The sequence below is a fragment of the Spirillospora sp. NPDC049024 genome (genome assembly GCF_040649235.1).
GTDB lineage: Bacteria > Actinomycetota > Actinomycetes > Streptosporangiales > Streptosporangiaceae > Spirillospora.
This window is the reverse complement of sequence record NZ_JBEZFD010000006.1, coordinates 315,808-334,237: the sequence shown is the minus strand read 5'-3', so window position 1 is coordinate 334,237 and position 18,430 is coordinate 315,808. Positions and strand designations below refer to the sequence as shown.

Genomic DNA, 18,430 nt, shown 5'->3' with positions numbered 1-18,430 from the left:
CGCGCTCGTGCTCGGTCCCTACATCCATTCCGCCTGGAAGAGCCGGTTCGGGATGCCGTCGGTCCAGCGGCCGGTCGCGGCGAGGGACGCGGTGAGGCGGCCGAGCTCGTCGGCGGCCATGACGCCGCGTTCGCCTTCCACCACGACCACGAGGTTCTCGTCCGCGTGGTCGAGGTACGGGTGCCCGGTGCGGTTGCGGGAGACCAGGCACGGCCGCACCCGGGCGGGGCCGAGCGACGCGGCGGCCTCCGCGGGGAGCAGCTCCCGCAGGACGGCGAGCGCCGGTTCGATGTCGGCGGCGGAGCCGCCGGTGCGGACCCAGGCGGCGATCTGCTCGCGCGTGCCGAGAGGGTTGTCGAGCAGCCCGGCGCCGGAGCACTTGACGTACCAGCGGCCGTCCGGGTAGCGCAGCGGCGACATGACGATGCCGCCGAACAGGAGCTCCCCGCCGCGCACCTTGTAGTACATGATCCCGGGCAGGTCGACCGCCTCGGGGCCGGGGACCTCGACCAGGACGACGGTGGCGCCGAAGACGTCCATGGCGAGCCCGCGGGGCAGCAGGCCGCCCGCGTTGGTCGACGCTCCCGTGGCGAGGACGACCGTGTCCGCGGTCCACGACGCGCCCGACCCGGCGGTCAGCTCGCGGCGGCGGCCCGGAGGCCCGATCTCGGTGATCTCGTCGCGGACGAGCACGGCGCCGGCGGCCGTGGCTGCGGCCAGCTCGGCGGCGGCCAGGTCGCGCGGGTTGACGATCAGAGCGTCCCGCTGCACCACGCATTCGTGGCCCGGCTCGAACGCCAGGTGCGGGTACCGCTCCCGGAGCCGGGCCTCCGAGAGGTGTTCGGCGGAGTACCCGACGTCCTGGGCGTTCTGCATCAGCCTGCCGAGGTCGAACCATTCGGACGGCTCATGGCCTTCGGGAGCGGCGGGCATGACGGCGAGCGAGTGGACCGGCCGGGTGAACTCCACGCCGGTGCGCTCCGCGAGTTCCCCGAACCGCCGTATCGAGCGGGCGGCGAGCAGCGAGGCGACGAGAGGGACCTCGAGGACGTGCCCGAGCCGGCCCTGGTCGTAATGGCCGGACCACACGCCGTCGTGGCCCGCGTAGTCCGCGGGCTCCTCGGGCCCGACGATGAGGACGCGCGCGCCCCGGTCGGCGAGGTGCCGGGCGGTGGCGGCGCCGATGGGACCGGCGCCGACCACGGCGACGTCGAATTCGGTGGATCGCATGGGGATGCCTTCTTCCTGGCTCAGAACACGCGGCGGGTCTGGGAGGCGGTGTGGTGCAGGTCGAAGTAGCCGAACCCGCGGAGGCCGTAGGGGACGAGCAGCTCGAACGTCCTCGGGTCGCCCCACGCGGGCACCTTGCGGTAATCGCCGTCGAGGAACTGGGTCACCTCGCCGCCGAGCGCGTGGCGCACCGGAGCGGCGGGAACCGCTGGAACGGTCCACAGGTTCAGGCTCCTTGAGCCCGACCCGCGGGGCATGGTCCATGATGGGTCCGCGACCACAGTAAAGTCAACAGTGTGACCCTTTAAGGGGATGAGGATGAGCGACGGCACCACCCGGCCGGACCCCGGGCCCTCCCGCCCAGAGCGCACGGCGCCTACCGCCGCCGGACCGCCGGCCGGCGCCGCCGAACCGCCGCGCGGGCGCGTGCGCACCGGCGGCCGCAGCGAACGGGTCCGCAGGGCCGTCGCGCAGGCCGTCCTCGACCTGCTCGCCGAGCGCGTCGTCGACTTCGGCCCCAGCGAGGTCGCCGCCCGCGCGGGCCTCAACCGCAAGACCATCTACCGCTGGTGGCCCACGTTCGCCGACCTGGTCCGCGAGGGGCTCGACGCCCATTCGAGCACCGTCGAGGTGCCCGACACGGGCTCGTGGGAGCGGGACCTCCGCGAACTGGCGCACCGCCTGGCGCTGTTCTTCGCGAGCCCCGTCGAGGTCAGCACCAACGCGATCATCGCCGCGCGCGGCACGCCCGAGTTGAGCGCGCTCATCTTCGAGCACTTCGAGCCGGTCCAGGAGTCCTGGCGCGCCGCCGTCGCCCGCGGCATCGCCCGCGGCGAGGTCCACCCGGACTGCACCCCGGAGAGGGTGCTGAACATCCTGGCGAGCCCGCTCATCCTCACCCCCCTCACCCGCCATCGGCCCGCCGCCCGGGACGAGGTCGACGCGTTGGTCGACTTCGTCCTCCGCGCGACCCGCCCCTGATGCGGCCGGCCGTCCTCCCCCGGCCGCGGGCGGCGGGCGTGCGCGAAGAGCGCGGCGGCAGTCACTTCAGGCAGTCGGTGCGGTGGTGCAGGCCCTGCGCGTCGATCGTGTAGGCGTCGGTGAGGTCCATCGTGGTCGTGGTCTCCTCGCCCTTGGCACCGATCCCGAAGATCGCCTGGATGCCCAGCTCGGCGCCCTCCTTGTGCGACTGCCCCTCGTAGGTCTGGATGTCGAGGGTTCCCTTGGCGTTCAGCCGGTCCAGGAGCGCGCCCGGCTGGGCCGGGTTCCCGAGGAAGGCCTCGAAGGCCTGCCGGTTCTGCGGGTCGGTGAGGTCGAGGCCGAGGTTGACCTGCAGCATCCCGCGCGGGTCGGTGGTGTGGGTGACGCCGACGCTCGTCGCCGCCGAGTCGATGAGGCCGCCGAGCCGTCCCATCCTGTCGGTGGGCGCGTAGTCCATCGCGCCCCCGAGGTCGCCGTTCAGGCCGTTGATCTGGCCCTGGAAGCCCATCTGGCCACTGATCTGCACGTTCTTCGGGGTCCCGTTCCGGTCGGTGGTGACCGCCAGGCTGACCTGCCCGTCGACCTGGGCGTGCCCTTCCCCGGCCACGAGGATGCCGAGCTGGCCGAGCGCCTTCGCGTCCACCTGGAACGTCGTCGTGACGTCGCCGGTCTGGTTGTCGCGCTGGACGACCGACGACGAGCCGAGCCCCATCTCGGCACCGGCGCTCACCCCGAACAGCGAGGCCGCGATCTTCGCCGTGCCCTCCTTGCCGACCTTGGTGTACTGCGACTGCACCATGCTCCGCCGGAGCCCGTTCAGCGCCGCCTTCTTCATGATCAGTTCGTCGGGCGACTTCACCTCCCCGGTGAGGACGCCCATGTTGAGCTCCCCGTTCGCCTTGAAATACGCGAGGTACCGGTCGCGGTCCTCCGGAGTGGCGAAATAAAGGATCTCGCCCTGCTCGACGATGTCGTTCGAGGTCAACTGGACCGAGCCGCTCACCCCTTTCGGCAGGTCGAAACCGAAGCCGATCGACGTGCCCTCGCCGTGGACCGTGCCCTCCTTGAGGACCGCCGCGCCGTTGGAGAAGATCTGCACGCTGCGCGTCTCCCCGTCGATCTCGGTGTCGAGCCCGAGGAGGGTCTGGCGCACGGTGTTGCGCTCCACGGTCGACGTCACGCAGGGCTGCTGCGCGGCCACGGGCCTGGGGTCGTCGCCGTCCTGCCCGTCCCCGGGCTCAGCGGGTTTCCCCGGCTTCCCGGAGTCGCACTCACCGCCGAACATCCGGCAGACGGCGTCGCGGATCTTCGGCTCGGCCACATCGGGCACGGCGGTGACCAGCACGCCGATGATCACCGAGGCGACCGCCAGAAGCGCGCCGTATTCCAGCGCGCTGGCGCCCCTGTCATTTCCTGACTTCGGCCCCCGAACCATTTACGGCCCCGTTCGATCGCCCCCGCGTCGTCCCTTCTTTAGATGACGAAGGCCGCTTTCCGGTTCCCTTCCCCCATGTTGGGCGATAGTGGAGGCATGCTGCGGGACGAGTTGTTACGGCGCGCCGAGCGCGACCAGCGGGTCCGGGAGGCGGCGACCGCGCGCGGGGGACAGTTGACGATCGTGCAGGGGCTGCGCTTCCTCTGGACCGACCTGCGGAACGCCGGATGGCTGGCCCGGACCGTCCGCCGGCACGGGTGGCCCGGTGTCGCCGCGGTCGGCACGGAGGGGGCGCACGCGGCCTGGCTCCTCGCCCAGCACGCCGACTGGCGGCCACGCCTCCAGCGCCGGTTCCTGGAGGCGATGCGCGAGGCGGTCGAGGCCGGGGACGCCGACCGGGCGGACCTCGCCTACCTGGAGGACCGCGTCCGGGTCAACGCCGGGCGCCCCCAGCTCTACGGGACGCAGTACCACACGACCGAGACCGGCTTCGGGCCGCGGCCGATCGAGGACCCGGACCGCGTCGACGAACGCCGCGCCGAGGTCGGGCTGCCGCCGATGGCCGAGAACGACGCCCGCATGCGGCGCCTGGCCTCCGGCGAGGGGCCGTGACCCCGGGTCAGCCGACCGTCGCCTCGACGGGGGCGGGGCGTCCGAGTCGCTCGTCCAGGAAGTCCTCCCAGGTGCGCTCGCCCCGGTCGGCCCCTTCGACGGACAGGTTGTCGCCCGCGCGGTAGGCGCGCCCGGCCTTTCCGGGGATGCGGACGGGAATCGTCGCGCGACGCTTGCCGCTCGCCCGCAGGTAGCCGCGCACGAGCACGCCGATGGGGTAGACCGTGGGCCCGGCCAGGTCGGGGACGCGTCCGGCGGGCTCGTCGAGGGCCAGTTCCACGAGCCGCTCCGCGACGTCGCGCGCGTCCACCGGCTGGAAGCGCAGCCCGCCCGGGAGCGGGACCACCGGGGACTTCGCCATGCCCTGCACCACCTTGAGCACCAGGTCATGGAACTGCGCGGCCCGCAGGATCGTGTACGGCACCCCCGACTCGGCCACGGCCCGCTCCGTCTCCAACTGGGTCTTCAGCCAGGCCAGCGGCACGCTGTCGGCCCCGATGACCGAGATGAGCACCAGGTGCCGCACGCCCGCCCGCGACGCGGCCCGCACCAGGTGCCGCGCGGCCACGTCGTCGCCCTTGGTGGCGCCCGCGAGGTGCATGACGATCTCGATGCCGTCCAGCGCGGCGTCGATCCCCTCGTCCTTGAGCAGGTCGCCGGTCACGTACTCGACGCCGTCGGCGGACTCGTGCGCGCGCCTGCTGAGCACCCGCACGTCGCGCCCGGCGTCCCGCAGCAGCGGGACGACCCGCCGCCCGATCGTGCCCGTGCCACCGGTGACCAGGATGGTTGATGCCATGACCCCTCCAAGCGAACCCGCTTTGCAGTTACCCGTCACGACTGCTGCGGTGCCCGGAAACGTGACATCCGCGCGGAACTTTTCGTCCGTGCCGCCGGCCGGACAGGACCGCCGATATCCCGCCTATTGGCGCCAGGCGTCCAGTACATCGTCCGGACCCCAGCTCAGAGCGACATCGCCGGTGAGATCCGTGCCGGAAAGGGACACCACGACGAGGCCCGCTGTCGCCGGGTCCAGGCCGGGCACCTCGTTCGCGGCTCGGCGGAGGTCCGCCAGATCGCGGTCGTCGAACGGCCCGTTGAGCCATTTGATCGAGCCGGCGAAGCGGATCCGGTTCGCCACGGGAGCGCGGTCGGCGCCGACGAGGTCGACCTCCGGGTCGAACCGCCGGTTCCACCAGCCGCCGACCGCGCCGACGTCCGGCCAGGGCAGGTCCGACAGCTCCAGGGCCTGCCGGACGAGCGGTTCCACGGCCCGGCCCCGCCAGGACGTCCAGCGGCGCTCGATCAGGCGGAAGCCCGCATCCGGCCGCCCTCTGCGGGCCTGCTCGTGGGCCGCCCGGAGGACCGCCAGGTAGAGGCGCAGGTTGCTGTCGGCGACCCGGTACAGGGCGGGCTTGCCGGGCTTCGTGGAGAGGGGGTGCTCCTCGGCGAGGACGTGCTTCTCCCGGGTCAGCCGGCGCAGGAGGGGCGAAAGGGTCCCGGACGGGAGGGCCTCGCCGCGGCCGCCGGCCGCCGCGGCGATGTTGGCGTGCGTCCGGTCGCCGGAGCCGACCGCCTCCAGTACGCGCCGCGCGGTGTCGGGGTTGGGGAACTCCGCCAGGAGGGACGCCTCCGGGACGCCGAACAGGGCCGCCGCCGGGTCGGCGCACTCGTCCCGCATGAAGTCCAGCGCGGGCGTGCCATGGGGCCAGGTCCGGACGATGCCCGGCAGCCCTCCCGAGATCAGGTGCGCGTCGATGGCGTCGGCGGCGCCGAGTCCGAGCGCACCGCCCACGTCGGCCGGGTTCAGCGGACCGAGCACCAGGTTGTCGGCCCGTCCGTAGAACGGGCGGTCGTACGCGGTGAGACGCTCCATCATGTGGAGGTCGCTGCCCAGGAGCAGGAGCAGGACGGGCTTGGACGACAGCAGCCGATCCCACGCGGTCTGGAGCGCGCCGTCGAACACGGGGTCCTGCTCGGCGAGCCACGGCAGTTCGTCCAGGACGACGATGGACGGTGCGTCCGGCAGCATCGACGCCAGGACCCTGAACGCGTCGGGCCAGTTGCCGCCGTCCAGCCTGGGCACGAGGTCGGGCTCGCTCGGCAGCGCCGACTCCCTGAGGTCGCGCGCGAAGGCGGCCACCGCCTCGACGGGCGACGCTCCCTTGGTGGCGGCGGAGAAGAGGTACGGCACGCCGGCGCGGTCGCAGAACTCCTGGACGAGCCGCGACTTGCCGACCTGCCGACGCCCGCGCAAGGCCACCGCCGCCCCGGCCCTCGTGGCCGCGACCCGCTCCAGCCGCTTGCCCAGCAGCGCCAGCTCGGCCCTCCTGCCGATGAACACCGCGCCTCCGAACCAGGTAGCACGAATCTATGTAGATTCAATCTACATAGATTGCCGCTACCAAGAAAGACCGCCGCCGGTGGACTGTCCGAGGCGCCTGGTTGGCTGCCCGCCATGACCGACGAGCGATTCTGGGACCTGATCGAAGCCGCGTGGGCGCCGCTGGGCGCCGAGGTCGGTGCGGCACGGCGGGCCCTCACCACCCGGGATCCGTCCACGGACGCCTGGGAGATGCCCGAGAACTCCGTGGTCGAGAAGGCCCTGGACGCGTTCCTCGGCAACCTCGAAGCCGCCGCCCGCGACCTGTCCGCCGACGAGCTGACCGACCTCGACCGGACGTGCGAGCGCCTCCTCTACGACATCGACCGCGCCGACATCCACGAGGTGACGGACGGCTCCGACGACGGCTTCCTCTACGCGCGCGGCTTCATCGTCGCCATGGGCCGCGACTTCTACACCGCGGTCGCCGCCGACCCCCGCGTCGCCATCCTCGACGCCGACTGCGAGTCGATGTGCTACTTCTTCGCCCACGTCCACCACGAACGCTTCGGGACGTTCCCCGACACCGGCTCGGGCATCTCCCGCGAGAGCTGCTCGAACCGCGCCGGCTGGCCGGACTGAGGCCGCCGACTCCGCGAACGGCACCCGGCCGGTCGGTGAGGCGGACCTCAAGGCGTCGACCCGCTGGAGGCGTCAGAACCGGACGCTGGCACCCGGTCGGTTTCCCTCTGCCCGCTTGTCAGCCGGCGGCGTGATATTGGCGGATGAGCCAGGCATCGTCACAGTGTTCGGCGACGAGCGACAACCGCACACGGCGATCCTCACCGGTGGGGGCGATGAAGGTCACTTCGGCGAACCCGCTCACCAGGCGTTCACTCAGACGGGTCTCGCCCAGCACATCGACCGTGGCCGTCGCGCCTTCGGGGACGTCGCCGTAGTAGCCGGCGATCTCCGCCGTGCCCCGGCGCAGTGACGGGGTGGTGCCCTGGAAGAGCGCGTCCGAGCTGAAGAGCGAGGCCATCTCGGTGGGCCGGTGCCGGTCGAAGGCGCGTCGCCAGGCGTCCAGCAGCCCCGCGAGGACGCCGGTCGGCGCCGGCCGCGCGGTGTGCAGGACCTCGTGCTCCCACCGGTGCCGCGGCTGGACGTGCAGGCGCCAGTAGTGCTCGGCGATGTCGTCGGGGTCGAAGTCGGTGCCGGGCGCCACGGGTCCGTCGACGGTGACGCTGGCGGCGTGCACTCCGGCGGCCCCGTACTGCTGGTCGAGGATTCGGACCAGTGTCCGAACCCCTGCCTTGCCCAGGGAGAGGCTGGTGTACTGCCATTTCGGCTCGGGCATGCCTCCCGTGACGAGGATCGATCCGCTTCCTCGCCGCGCCATCGCCGGAGCCAGATGGTCGGCGGCGGTGAGCGCGCCCACCACGTTGACCGCCCAAGCCTCCAAATTCGCACGCGCAGGCAGTTCCCCAGGCGCGTCGGCCTGGACGACGGCGGCGTTGTAGACCACGACGTCGGGCAGGCCGTGTTCGGTGACGACCCGGTCCAGGGCTCCCCGCAGGGCGTCCTCGTCGGCGCAGTCGGCCGCGACGGTGACGACCGGCACCCCGCTCGGCCCGACGGCGCGCGCCGCGGCTCGCAGCGTCTCGTCGCCGCGGGCTATGAGGGCGATCGGGTATCCCTCCCGGGCGAACCTGCGCGCGACCGCCTGACCGATCCCCGGACCTGCTGCGATGACCACCGCTCCGGACACTCTCCGCCTCCTCGAAATCGTTCGGTCGGGAATATTCGGCACGCTAAGGCGTCACATTCGTGTGAGGGTCAACTCCGGAGGGGGAGAAGCATGCGGATCGGTGAGCTCGCCGACACGACGGGGGTGAACCGGCGGCTGCTGCGGTACTACGAGGAGCAGGGCCTGCTGCACCCGGTGCGGCTGGCCAACGGCTACCGGGAGTACACCGGCGCCGACGTCGCGGCTGTGCGCCACATCCGCGCCCTGCTCGCCGCCGGACTCCCCACCACGACCATCGCCCAGCTCCTGCCCTGCGTCCACGACGAGGAGGGCCGGATGGTGCCGTCGTCCTGCCCGACCACGATCACCAGGCTGCGGCAGGAGCAGACCCGCATCACCGGGGCGATCACCCGTCTCAGGACCGCCCAGCAGGCGCTCGACTCGATCCTCGCCACCGCCCTGGAGCGCCTCGACCCCGTCCCCACGAACCCCCCACCACCGCAACCACAAGAGGCATGAGTCCGCAGCCTCCAAGCCGCGGCCCGCGACCTGTCCGCCGCTGAGCCGACCCTGACCGGGCGTGCAAGCGTCTCCTCTACGCCATCGACCGCGACGGCCGGCCGGACTGAGGCCCGCGGCTCGGCGGTGTGATTGAGTCGACCGGTGCGACTCACCATGATCGCGGTCCTCGCCGTCACGGCCCTGGCCGCCGTCGGCTGCGCGGACACCACGGCCGAAGAGAACGCCGCGAACGACGCGCGCGACAAGGCCAAGCAGGTGGGCAACGCCATGTACGGCACCCGGCTGGTCAAGGCGGACGACATCGGCCACCACATCGCGGACCTCAAGGGCGTCGAGGTTCGGAACGTGACAGGTGCCGGAACCGGCGATCCGCGCGGCGTCCGGGTGACCGTGCGGGTCTCCGGTGTCGCGCAACGAAGCGAGGGGCTGTTCCATGGGCCCGGGCGGGTCACCGTTGACCGCTGCTTCGAGCTGGCCTTCGACGGCGGGCCCGGCGAGTGGAACGCCGTCCCGCCGCAGACTCCCTGCCCGGCCGGAGCTCCCCCGACGTTCACCCCTTGGCCCGAGGCACCGCCGATCTCCGCTGCGCGGATCGAGCAAGCCCTGCCCAAGGTGAATACACTTCCCTCAGGCCGGGGTGTGGAGGAGAAGGACGTCCGAGCCGCGCTCGCGAAGCTCGGCCTGCACCCCGCGATCAGGGTCGAGACCGAGGCCGAATCCGACTTCGCCGTCGGCGTGGCCCTGGTCACCGGCACGGCACCCCAGGCGAAATCGCGCTGCGTCCTCGCCAGGGTCGTCCCGGGCAAGACGACGGCGTGGCTTCCGTCCCCGACCGAGGCCGGGCAGGGCTGCAACGCCCACACCGCCCTGGGGACCGGCCGTTAGCACGGCCCGCGATCGACAGCACATCCGAGGCCGCATGCCGCCGGCATGCCGTCCGGCCTCGCCGCCACATGGACTCGGGCCGCATCCGGTTCACCGCCGACCGGACCGTCGCGGACGCGTGGAGCGCTCTCCGTGCGGCCGGCCGGACCGCTAGATCGGGTAGCGGGTGGCCTCGTCGATCGGCGTGGGGGTCGTTTCCGCTATCGCCTGGGGCTTGGGCGGGACCTCCTGGCCTGGAACCGTGTCCTCCAACTGGACGCGCGGCGGCAGCGCGCGCCATCGGCCTTCCGGGTTCTCGGACCGCTCGTGATCGCTCATATGTCCATGATGCCCGTCAACGAGGGCGGGGTGGGTGTTTGGCTATGAAGAGGCCCTCGGCGGTCACGCAGTCGTGGCCGCCGGCCTGGATCGCTCCGACCGTGCGGATCTTGCGGCCGTCTACGGAGACCTGGCGGGCGCTGATCGTGAGGGGCTCGAAGAGGGGCGTCAGGCGGTGGTAGCGCAGGGTCAGTTCCGCCGTCATGCCCGACTTGCCCGCCCAGCCGTTCGCCACGCCGAGGGTGTGGTCGAGGAGGAGGGCCGAGATTCCGCCGTGGACGCTGGACGGCGGCCCCTGGTAGGGCAGGCCCAGCGTCGCGGTGGCCTCGATGGTGCGGGAGTCGGCGGCGGTGTATTCGAGGGGCGGGGCGATCGGGTTCTCCGGGCCGGTGACCGGGTCGTGGCGGGTGTTGCCGTCGCCGCGCCACATGTGCACCAGGCGGTCGCGCAGCGGCGGGGCGGCCGCCTCCAGGTCGTCGGCCACGGCGTTCAGGCGGTCGGCCACGTCGGACATGTCCGCACCCGAGAGGTCGCCGGAGCGGACCAGCGCGTCGAGGACGCGGCGGGCCGCCGCGGCGGCCGCGTCCACGCCGGTCGCCTGGAACTCGGCCTGCAGATCAAGGGTCATGACTTCGCCTGGGGGTCGCGAGGGAGGCCGAGGAGGCGCTCGCCGATGATGTTCAGCTGGACGTCCGTGGTGCCGCCCGCGATCGACATGTTGCGGGAGTTCAGGAACATCCAGGTCGGGTCGTCCATCCCGCCCTCGCCCTCGCCGGAGAGGGCCTCGGGGCCGAGCCAGTCGACGGCCGTCTCCCACACCTGCTGGATGTGCTCGACGCCGATCAGCTTGCCGATGCTGGACTCGGCACCCGGCTGGCCTCCGGCGAGGGAGCGCAGGGTGGTGCGCAGGCCGAACAGGCTGCTCGACTGCGCGTCGCAGAGGATGCCGCCGAGCGTGCTGAGACGCTCGTCGTCGGCGTCCGTCGCCAGCTTGAGGAGGGCCTCGCCACCGCTGCCCAGGGACGAGTCGTTCGAGAGCGAGACGCGTTCGTTGGCGAGGGTGGTGCGGGCGAGCTTCCAGCCGTCGCCGGGAGCGGCGACGAGCAGGTCGTCGGGGATGAGGACGCCGTCGAGGAACACCTCGTTGAAGAGGGTGTCGCCGGTGAGTTCGCGCAGCGGGCGGATGTCGATGCCGGGCGACTTCATGTCCAGCAGGAAGTAGGAGAGTCCCTTGTGCTTCGGGACGGACGGGTCGGTGCGCGCGAGCAGGATGCCCCAGTCGGCCTCGCGGGCCATGGACGTCCACACCTTCTGGCCGGTGATCCTCCAGCCGCCCTCCACCTTCTCGGCGCGGGTGCTGAGGGCGGCGAGGTCGGAGCCCGCGCCGGGCTCGGAGAACAGCTGGCACCAGCGGATGTCGCCGCGCAGCGAGGCGGGCAGGAACCGCTCGTGCTGGGCGGGCGAGCCGTGCGCGATCAGCGTCGGGACCACCCAGTTGCCGATGACCATGTCGTGCGCGCGCAGGCCGGCGGCGCGCATCTCCTCGGCGATGACGAGCTGGGCCACGGCGTCGGCGCCCTTCCCCCAGGGCTCGGGCAGGTGCGGGGACGTGTAGCCGCGGTCGGCGAGGTAGGCCGTGCGCTCCTTGCCGGTGAGCGCCTTCGCCGGTTCGAGTTCCGCGCGGACGCCGGCGCGGACCCGCTCGGCCTCCGGAGGGAGTTCGACGCGGAGTTCGCGGCGGACGCCGTCGAGCGTGAGGCGGGCGACGCGGCGGCGCCAGGACGCGGTGGAGCCGAGCAGGACGCGGAGGGTCTGGGCGCGGCGCAGGTAGAGGCTCGCGTCGTGCTCCCAGGTGAAGCCGATGCCGCCGAGGGTCTGCACGCAGTCCTTGGCGGTCTGGAACGCGGCCTGGACGCTGGTGGCCCCGGCGACCGCCGCCGCCAGCGACGCCTCCGGAGTCCGGCCCTCGTCGTGGGCGCGGGCAGCGTCCCAGGCGCAGGCGCGGGCCTGCTCGGCGTGCGCGAGCATCCGGGCGCAGCGGTGCTTGACGCCCTGGAACTGCCCGATGGGACGGCCGAACTGCTCGCGGACCTTGGCGTACTCGGCGGCGGTCGTCGTGGCCCGGTCGGCCAGGCCGGACGCCTCGGCGGCGAACAGCACCGCCGCGAGGTCGCGCACGGCCTGCGAGTCCAGGTCCAGGACCGAAGCTTCGGGGACGGTCAGGTTGTCCAGGCCGATCCGGGCCAGCCGCCGGGTCAGGTCGTGGCTGGGCAGTTCGTCCACGCTCGCGGCGTCCCGGGGCAGCACGATCCAGGCCGTCGCGTCGCCGTCCTTCGCCGGGAGGACGAGGACGTCCGCCAGCGGGGCGCCCATCACAGGCCCCGATGTGCCGGTGACCGTGACCTCGCCGCCCGCGCGGGACAGCACGAGGCTTCCCGCGTCCAGCCCCACCGCGCCGACCGTGCTCCCGTCTGCGAGGGACGGCAGGTGCTCGGTGCGCCCCGCCCGGTGCAGGACGGCGCTCGCCAGCACCGTCGGGAGGAACGGCCCCGGAGTGACCGCGCGCCCCAACTCCTCCAGGACGACGGCCAGTTCGACCAGACCGTAGCCCGCGCCGCCCGCGTCCTCGGGCAGGTGCAGGCCGAGCAGGCCCTGCGCGGCGAGGTCGTCCCAGAACGCGGGCGCCTTCTCCCGCTCGGCGTCCACGGCCTCGCGGACGGCCGCCGAGGTCACCTGCCGCGAGGTGAACGCGCGCACGGCGTCGCGCAGGTCGCGGTGCTCCTCGGTCAGTCCGATGGTCATGTGCTCCTCAGATCCGTTCGATGATGGTGGCCGTCGAGTGCGCGCCGCCCGCGCACATCGTGACGAGCGCCGTCGACCCGTCCGACCGCTCCAGCTCGTTCACGGCCTGCGTGATGAGGCGGGCGCCGGTGGAGCCGACCGCGTGGCCGAGGGCGATGGCGCCGCCGTTGACGTTGACCCTGTCCATGTCCGCGCCGAGCACGGACGCCCACGACAGGACGACCGACGCGAACGCCTCGTTGATCTCCACGAGGTCGATGTCGGACAGCTTCATGCCGGCCCGTTCCAGGACGTGCCGGGTCGAGTCGATCGGGCCGTCCAGGTGGTAGTACGGATCGGAGCCCACCATCCCGGACGCGACGATCCGGGCGCGGGGGCGCAGCCCCAGCTCGGCGGCCCGCTCCGCCGACATCAGCAGCACCGCCGCGGCGCCGTCGCTGATCTGCGAGGAGTTCCCCGCGGTGTGGATGCCGTCCGGGATGACCGGCTTCAGCCCCGCGAGCGCCTCGGCGGTGGTGTCGCGCAGGCCCTGGTCGCGGGTGACGACGGCGGTCTCCCCGGTGGGGCCCTCCCTGGTCATGACCGGCGCCTCGATCTCCAGGATCTGCCCGGCGAAACGGTCCTCCGCCCATGCCGCCTTGGCCTTGACCTGCGAGGCCAGCCCGAGCGCGTCCACGTCCTCCCGGGTGATGCCGCGCAGCTTCGCGATGCGCTCGGCGGCGGTGAACTGGTCGGGCATGTCCAGTTCCCAGCCGTCCGGCGCGGGACTGCCGGTCTCCGGCGTGAGCGCCTGGCCGAGGAAGACCCGGCTCATCGCCTCGACGCCGCAGCCGATCCCGGTGTGGACCGCCCCGGACGCGATCAGCCCGGCGACGATGTGCACGGCCTGCTGGGACGACCCGCACGCGCAGTCGACCGTCGTGCACGCCGTCCGGTACGGCAGGCCGGCGTACAGCCATGCGTTGCGGGTCACGTTGTTGGACTGCTCGCCCGCCTGCGTCACGCACCCGCCGACGACCTGACCGACCGTCGCGGCGTCCACGCCGGCGCGTTCGAGCAGCCCGCGCTGCGTCGCCCCGAGCAACTGCACCGGGTGGAGCCCCGACAGGGCCCCGTACCGCTTGCCGACCGGGGTCCGGACGGCGTCGACGATGACGGCTTCGGGCATGAAGACGCTCCTTTACTGCGAACACGCTGAACTGGGGCAAGCTGATGGGTCCGCCGGCGGTGGTCCGGCGGCGGCGTTCTCGGGGCCGGAAGTCAGGCCGTGGGGGTCTCGCCGGTGAGGACGCGTCTGGCCCAGCGGTAGTCGGCCTTGCCGCTCGGGGAGCGGACCACCGGGGTGAAGGCGACCAGGGCCGGGAGCTTGTAGCCCGCCAACTGGGCGCGGCAGTGGGCGCGCAGGTCGTCGGCGGTGGCGGACGTCCCGGGACGCAGTTCGACGACGGCGGCGACGCGTTCGCCGAAGCGGTCGTCGGGGACGCCCGCGACCAGGGCGTCCATCACCGCCGGGTGCGACTTGAGCGCCTGCTCGACCTCTTCGGGGAAGACCTTCTCGCCGCCGGAGTTGATGCAGCCCGAGCCGCGCCCGAGGACGACCACCGTGCCGTCGGCCTCGACGCGGGCCATGTCGCCGAGGATCGACCAGCGCCTGCCGTCGATGACGGGGAACGTCCGGGCGGTCTTCACCGGGTCGTTGTGGTAGCCGAGCGGGACATGACCGGAGCGGGCGACATAGCCGACCTCATCCGAGCCGGACGGGATCGGCTTCATGTCCGTGTCGATGACGGTGACGCGCGGGTCGGCGGCGAGCCGCATGAGGCCGTCCTCGCCCACGCTGATGTTCCCGTCGACGCCGGACTCGGAGGCGCCGAAGCCGTTGGCGATGTGGAGACCGGGGACCAGCTCGGCGAACTCCTCCTGGACGCTCCGCGACAGGATCGCGCCGCCGGACCCGAGCACCTTGAAGGACGACAGGTCGTGGCGGGAGCCGTGCGCCCGGATCGCGTCGGCGAGCGGGCGGGCGATCGCGTCCCCGACCACCGCGACGATCACCGGCTTCTCGCGGTCGATCAGGCCGAGCGCCTCGACCGGGTCGAAGCGGCGCATCAGGATCGTCGTGGAGCCGGTGAACAGCGCCATCAGCAGCGTGTAGGCGGCGGCGCCGTGCATCAGCGGCATGGTGAGCAGGTAGCTGAGCGCGAACCCTTCCCGTGCGGCCTCGGCGAGGGACTCGGCGGTGAGGTGCGGGTCGCCGTAGGGGTTCCCGCCCCTCACGGCGGCCATGTAGAAGTCCTCGTGGCGCCAGACGACCCCCTTGGGCAGCCCGGTGGTGCCGCCCGTGTAGAGGACGTAGTGGTCGTCGGCGCTGCGGCCCTCCCGGAGGGACGGGTCGGGCTCGCGCTCGTCCGCCTCGTACGCGGTGACGTCGATCTGGGGCGGCCATGTCGCGGATTCGCCGTCCGTCCCGACGACCTCCACATGGCGGAGCGCGGGGCAGTCGCCGGCCACCCGGGCGGCGGCGGGGGCGAACTCCGCGTCCACGACCAGGCCCGCCAGCTCGGCGTCGGTGTAGATGTGGCGCAGCTCGCGGTCGGTGTACCGGTAGTTGACGTTGACCGGGACGGCGCGGGCCTTCAGGCAGCCGAGGAGCGTCTCGACGTACTCGGCGCTGTTCAGCATGTGGACGCCGACGTGCTCCCCGGGAGCGACGCCCGCCGCGCGCAGCCGATGCGCCACCGTGTCCGCGCGCCGGTCGAGCTCGGCGAAGGTCAGCCTGCGGTCGCCGCAGACCAGGGCGGGACGGCCGGGCACGGCCGCGGCCACCGCCTCGAAGAGGGTCGCCAGGTTCAGCGTCATGGCGCGAGACTAGAATTCATTCTCATCAGCGGGCAACCGATGTCCCACTCAGCGGTCGCCGCCCCTCGCACTACCTGCGGACATCCGCTCAGCGGGACGCCTCCGGCGGCGAAACTAGAATACGTACTAGCCTCCCCGGCGGACGATCCCGAGAAGACCGAGCCGGAGGCTCCGATGAACGCTGACCTCTCCCTGGCGGGCCGTACCGCCGTCGTCACCGGCGCGGGCGCGGGGCTGGGCCGCTGCGAGGCCCTCGCCCTGGCCGCGCGGGGCGCCAACGTCGTCGTCAACGACATGGGCCCGGCCGCCGAGGAGGTCGTCGCCGAGATCAAGCAGGCGGGCGGCCAGGCCGTCGCGGTGACCGGGGACGTCGGCGACTGGTCGATGGGCGACACGCTGGTGTCGGCCGCCGTCGACACGTTCGGGTCGCTGGACGTGGTGGTCAACAACGCGGGCGTGCTGCGCGACAAGATGCTGTTCAACCTGTCGGAGTCGGACTGGGACGACGTCATCCACGTCCACCTGAAGGGCCACGCGTCGGTGTCGCGGGCCGCCGCCGTGCACTGGCGCGCCGCGAGCAAGGCCGCGGGCGGTCCGGTCTACGGACGGGTGATCAACACCGCGTCGGAGGCGTTCCTGTTCGGGTCGGCGGGCCAGCCGAACTACTCGGCGGCGAAGGCCGGCATCGTCGCCCTCACGCTGTCGACGGCGGCGGGCCTCGGCCGGTACGGGGTGCGCGCCAACGCGATCTGCCCCCGCGCCCGGACGGCGATGACCGAGGCGACGTTCGCCGAGGGCACCTCCCCCGGCGGGCTCGACTCCATGGCGCCCGAGCGGGTCGGGACGTTCGTCGGCTACCTCGCGTCCCCGGCGGCGGAGAAGATCAGCGGGCAGGTGTTCGTCGTGTACGGCGACATGGTCGCGCTGATGGCCGCGCCGACCGTGGAGCACAAGTTCACCGCCGCGGAGGGCGTCTTCTCCGTCGAGGAGCTCGGCGAGCAGATCAGCCCGTACTTCGAGGGGCGGGACGCGCACCGGACCTACGCCGCCTACAGCGTCGCCTCGCTCGACAACACCGGCACCAGCAAGCACTGATCCCCCGAACGCCGGTGGCCGCCCTCGGCGCGAGGGGCGGCCACCGGTTTCCACGCGGGCGGTCGCGCTCAGAACACGTCCGGGCCGCGGAGGGTGGCCTCGGCGCCGCCGTCGACGTAGATGACCTGGCCGGTCATGTGGGTGTTGACCGGGGAGATCAGCCAGCGCAGCGCCTCCGCGATCACCTCGGGGCCGGCGAAGCCGTTCAGCGGCATCGGGACGGCCTCCTTCATGATCTCGAACATGCCCTCGTCCTCGAACAGCGGGACGGTCATCGGCGTCCTGACGACGCCCGGCGCGATCGCGTTCAGCGCGATGCCCGCGCCCGCCCACTCGGGGGCGGTGCAGACCCGGCGCATCCACTGCGCGAGCGCCGACTTCGACGACGGGTAGAGCCGGCCGCCGGCGCCGCTCTCCTCGACCTTCGTCGCCGCCGCGATCGCCGCCGGCTCGTCCAGCTCCAGGCAGGCGCGGACGGTGTCGTCGTCCACCGGGTGGGTGCCGGAGATCGAGCCGACCACGGCGGCGCGCGGCGCCTCGGCCTTCGCGAGCGCGGGACGCAGCCCGTCCAGCAGCCCGACGACGCCGAAGAAGTTCACCTTGACCGGCATGATCGTGAAGTCGGAGACGCCGGCGCAGGCCACGACGGCGTCGAGCCGCCCGCCCGCCTTGTCCAGCGTCTGCGCGACCGCGCTCGCGCGGCCGTCGGGGACGCTGAGGTCGGCGCAGACGTCCGCGTCGTGGCGGTCGATCCCGATGACGGTCTCCCCCGCGTCGCGGAGCATCCCGGCGAGGGACTCGCCGATGCCGGACGCCGAGCCGCTGACGGCGATGGTGCGTGCCATGGTGGGGTGTCCCCTCTCAGGTGTGGGCGCCGCCGTCGACGCGGAGGTCGGCCCCGGTGAAGTAGGCGGCGTCGGACGAGGCCGCGAACGCGATCGCCGCCGCGATGTGCTCGGGCTCGGCCGCGCCGTAGTAGGAACGGATCTTGGTGAAGTAGTCGAGGTCCAGCCCGTCGGGGAACATGCCCGGTGCCCTGGTGAGCGGGGTGTCGACGGCGCCCGGGGAGATCGGCACGACGCGGATGCGGCGGGCGGCCAGCTCGGCGGCGAGGCTCAGCGAGAACGCCAGCACGGCGCCCTTGGACGCCGCGTACGCCGTCATGAACGGGTTGCCCTGCGTCGCCGCCAGCGAGGCGGTGTTGACGATCACGCCGGTGCGGTCGGGGAGGTGCTTGAGCGCCTCGCGGCAGAACAGGGCGGTGCCGACCAGGTTGACGGAGAACATCCGGTGCAGGTCGTCGACCGTGAGGGTCTCGATCGGGGTGGTCTTGTGGACGCCCGCCACGTTGACGAGGACGTCGATGCCGCCGAGCGTCTCCGCCGCGCCCGCCACGGCCGCGATCACGGCGGACTCGTCGGTCACGTCCGCCACGCGGGTGGCGACGGTGCCGGGGCCGCCCGCCGCGGCGGCCGTCTCGGCGAGGCCGGGCTCGGAGACGTCCACGGCGTACACCGCGGCGCCCTCGGCGGCCAGGCGGATCGCGGTGGCCCGTCCGATGCCCGACGCCGCCCCGGTGAGCAGCACTTTCACGCCGTCAAAGCGATTCATGGCGGCACGC

At 72.8% G+C, this 18,430-nt stretch carries 19 protein-coding genes; 6 read left to right on the top strand and 13 right to left on the bottom strand.

From position 1 onward, the window contains the following. Positions 1-18: 18 nt before the first annotated feature. Together AB0C21_RS14110 and AB0C21_RS14105 are read right to left on the bottom strand one after the other, a co-directional pair. On the bottom strand, positions 19-1,230 hold the full coding sequence (locus AB0C21_RS14110; RefSeq protein ID WP_500204395.1) for an NAD(P)/FAD-dependent oxidoreductase: 1,212 nt from the start codon (positions 1,228-1,230) through the stop codon (positions 19-21). 20 nt (positions 1,231-1,250) lie between these two features. Then, positions 1,251-1,421, bottom strand: a complete 171-nt coding sequence (locus tag AB0C21_RS14105) for a hypothetical protein (protein ID WP_500204393.1) — start codon at positions 1,419-1,421, stop codon at positions 1,251-1,253. A gap of 127 nt (positions 1,422-1,548) precedes the next feature. Here AB0C21_RS14105 and AB0C21_RS14100 point away from each other — a divergent pair, with 127 nt between their 5' ends. Further along, positions 1,549-2,211 carry a TetR-like C-terminal domain-containing protein gene (locus tag AB0C21_RS14100; protein ID WP_500204391.1) on the top strand — a complete coding sequence of 221 codons (663 nt, stop codon included), beginning with the start codon at positions 1,549-1,551 and terminating at the stop codon, positions 2,209-2,211. A gap of 61 nt (positions 2,212-2,272) precedes the next feature. Here the strand turns inward: AB0C21_RS14100 and AB0C21_RS14095 are convergent, their stop codons facing one another. Next, the gene (locus tag AB0C21_RS14095) at positions 2,273-3,646 is read right to left on the bottom strand and encodes a hypothetical protein (protein WP_500204390.1); all 1,374 of its coding nucleotides are present in this window, start codon (positions 3,644-3,646) and stop codon (positions 2,273-2,275) included. Positions 3,647-3,742: 96 nt separating this feature from the next. Here AB0C21_RS14095 and AB0C21_RS14090 point away from each other — a divergent pair, with 96 nt between their 5' ends. Further along, positions 3,743-4,258 carry a DUF6624 domain-containing protein gene (locus AB0C21_RS14090; RefSeq protein WP_500204389.1) on the top strand — a complete coding sequence of 172 codons (516 nt, stop codon included), beginning with the start codon at positions 3,743-3,745 and terminating at the stop codon, positions 4,256-4,258. Positions 4,259-4,265: 7 nt separating this feature from the next. On the opposite strand, the gene AB0C21_RS14085 is transcribed toward AB0C21_RS14090, so the two are convergent. Together AB0C21_RS14085 and AB0C21_RS14080 are read right to left on the bottom strand one after the other, a co-directional pair. Further along, positions 4,266-5,057, bottom strand: coding sequence for an SDR family oxidoreductase (locus AB0C21_RS14085; protein WP_500204388.1), 792 nt, complete (start codon positions 5,055-5,057; stop codon positions 4,266-4,268). Positions 5,058-5,180: 123 nt separating this feature from the next. Continuing rightward, positions 5,181-6,602: an AAA family ATPase gene (locus AB0C21_RS14080; RefSeq protein ID WP_500204387.1), complete on the bottom strand. Its 1,422-nt coding sequence runs from the start codon at positions 6,600-6,602 to the stop codon at positions 5,181-5,183. Between the two features lie 114 nt (positions 6,603-6,716). On the opposite strand from AB0C21_RS14080, the gene AB0C21_RS14075 reads away from it, so the two are divergent. Beyond that, positions 6,717-7,223 (top strand): DUF4240 domain-containing protein, encoded by a 507-nt coding sequence (locus AB0C21_RS14075; RefSeq protein WP_500204386.1) that lies wholly within the window; start codon positions 6,717-6,719, stop codon positions 7,221-7,223. A 118-nt stretch (positions 7,224-7,341) separates the two neighbouring features. Here the strand turns inward: AB0C21_RS14075 and AB0C21_RS14070 are convergent, their stop codons facing one another. After that, complete coding sequence (locus tag AB0C21_RS14070; protein ID WP_500204385.1) at positions 7,342-8,349, bottom strand: SDR family NAD(P)-dependent oxidoreductase; 1,008 nt, start codon at positions 8,347-8,349, stop codon at positions 7,342-7,344. A gap of 90 nt (positions 8,350-8,439) precedes the next feature. Here AB0C21_RS14070 and AB0C21_RS14065 point away from each other — a divergent pair, with 90 nt between their 5' ends. Beyond that, entirely contained in the window at positions 8,440-8,847 is a 408-nt protein-coding gene (locus tag AB0C21_RS14065) for a MerR family transcriptional regulator (RefSeq protein WP_500204384.1), read from the top strand. A 144-nt stretch (positions 8,848-8,991) separates the two neighbouring features. Further along, complete coding sequence (locus AB0C21_RS14060; protein ID WP_500204382.1) at positions 8,992-9,735, top strand: hypothetical protein; 744 nt, start codon at positions 8,992-8,994, stop codon at positions 9,733-9,735. A gap of 150 nt (positions 9,736-9,885) precedes the next feature. Here AB0C21_RS14060 and AB0C21_RS14055 read toward each other — a convergent pair whose 3' ends face one another. The 5 genes from AB0C21_RS14055 to AB0C21_RS14035 all read right to left on the bottom strand — a co-directional run bounded on the left by AB0C21_RS14055 (position 9,886) and on the right by AB0C21_RS14035 (position 15,714). After that, the gene (locus AB0C21_RS14055) at positions 9,886-10,053 is read right to left on the bottom strand and encodes a hypothetical protein (protein ID WP_363974359.1); all 168 of its coding nucleotides are present in this window, start codon (positions 10,051-10,053) and stop codon (positions 9,886-9,888) included. Between the two features lie 16 nt (positions 10,054-10,069). Further along, the gene (locus tag AB0C21_RS14050; RefSeq protein WP_500204381.1) at positions 10,070-10,681 is read right to left on the bottom strand and encodes a PaaI family thioesterase; all 612 of its coding nucleotides are present in this window, start codon (positions 10,679-10,681) and stop codon (positions 10,070-10,072) included. Continuing rightward, positions 10,678-12,855 (bottom strand): acyl-CoA dehydrogenase family protein, encoded by a 2,178-nt coding sequence (locus AB0C21_RS14045; RefSeq protein WP_500204380.1) that lies wholly within the window; start codon positions 12,853-12,855, stop codon positions 10,678-10,680. Before AB0C21_RS14045 ends, AB0C21_RS14050 begins: the two co-directional genes overlap by 4 nt. Positions 12,856-12,862: 7 nt before the next feature. Continuing rightward, complete coding sequence (locus AB0C21_RS14040) at positions 12,863-14,023, bottom strand: steroid 3-ketoacyl-CoA thiolase (RefSeq protein ID WP_500204379.1); 1,161 nt, start codon at positions 14,021-14,023, stop codon at positions 12,863-12,865. Between the two features lie 92 nt (positions 14,024-14,115). Beyond that, entirely contained in the window at positions 14,116-15,714 is a 1,599-nt protein-coding gene (locus AB0C21_RS14035; protein ID WP_500204378.1) for an acyl-CoA synthetase, read from the bottom strand. A gap of 174 nt (positions 15,715-15,888) precedes the next feature. Between AB0C21_RS14035 and AB0C21_RS14030 the strand changes: the two genes are divergently transcribed. After that, a complete protein-coding gene (locus tag AB0C21_RS14030) occupies positions 15,889-16,809 on the top strand; it encodes a 3-oxoacyl-ACP reductase (protein WP_500204377.1) in 921 nt (306 codons plus the stop codon). Positions 16,810-16,877: 68 nt separating this feature from the next. Here the strand turns inward: AB0C21_RS14030 and AB0C21_RS14025 are convergent, their stop codons facing one another. Both AB0C21_RS14025 and AB0C21_RS14020 read right to left on the bottom strand, forming a co-directional pair. Then, on the bottom strand, positions 16,878-17,654 hold the full coding sequence (locus AB0C21_RS14025) for an SDR family oxidoreductase (RefSeq protein WP_500204376.1): 777 nt from the start codon (positions 17,652-17,654) through the stop codon (positions 16,878-16,880). 16 nt (positions 17,655-17,670) lie between these two features. Then, a complete protein-coding gene (locus AB0C21_RS14020) occupies positions 17,671-18,420 on the bottom strand; it encodes an SDR family NAD(P)-dependent oxidoreductase (protein WP_500204375.1) in 750 nt (249 codons plus the stop codon). Positions 18,421-18,430 lie beyond the last annotated feature (10 nt).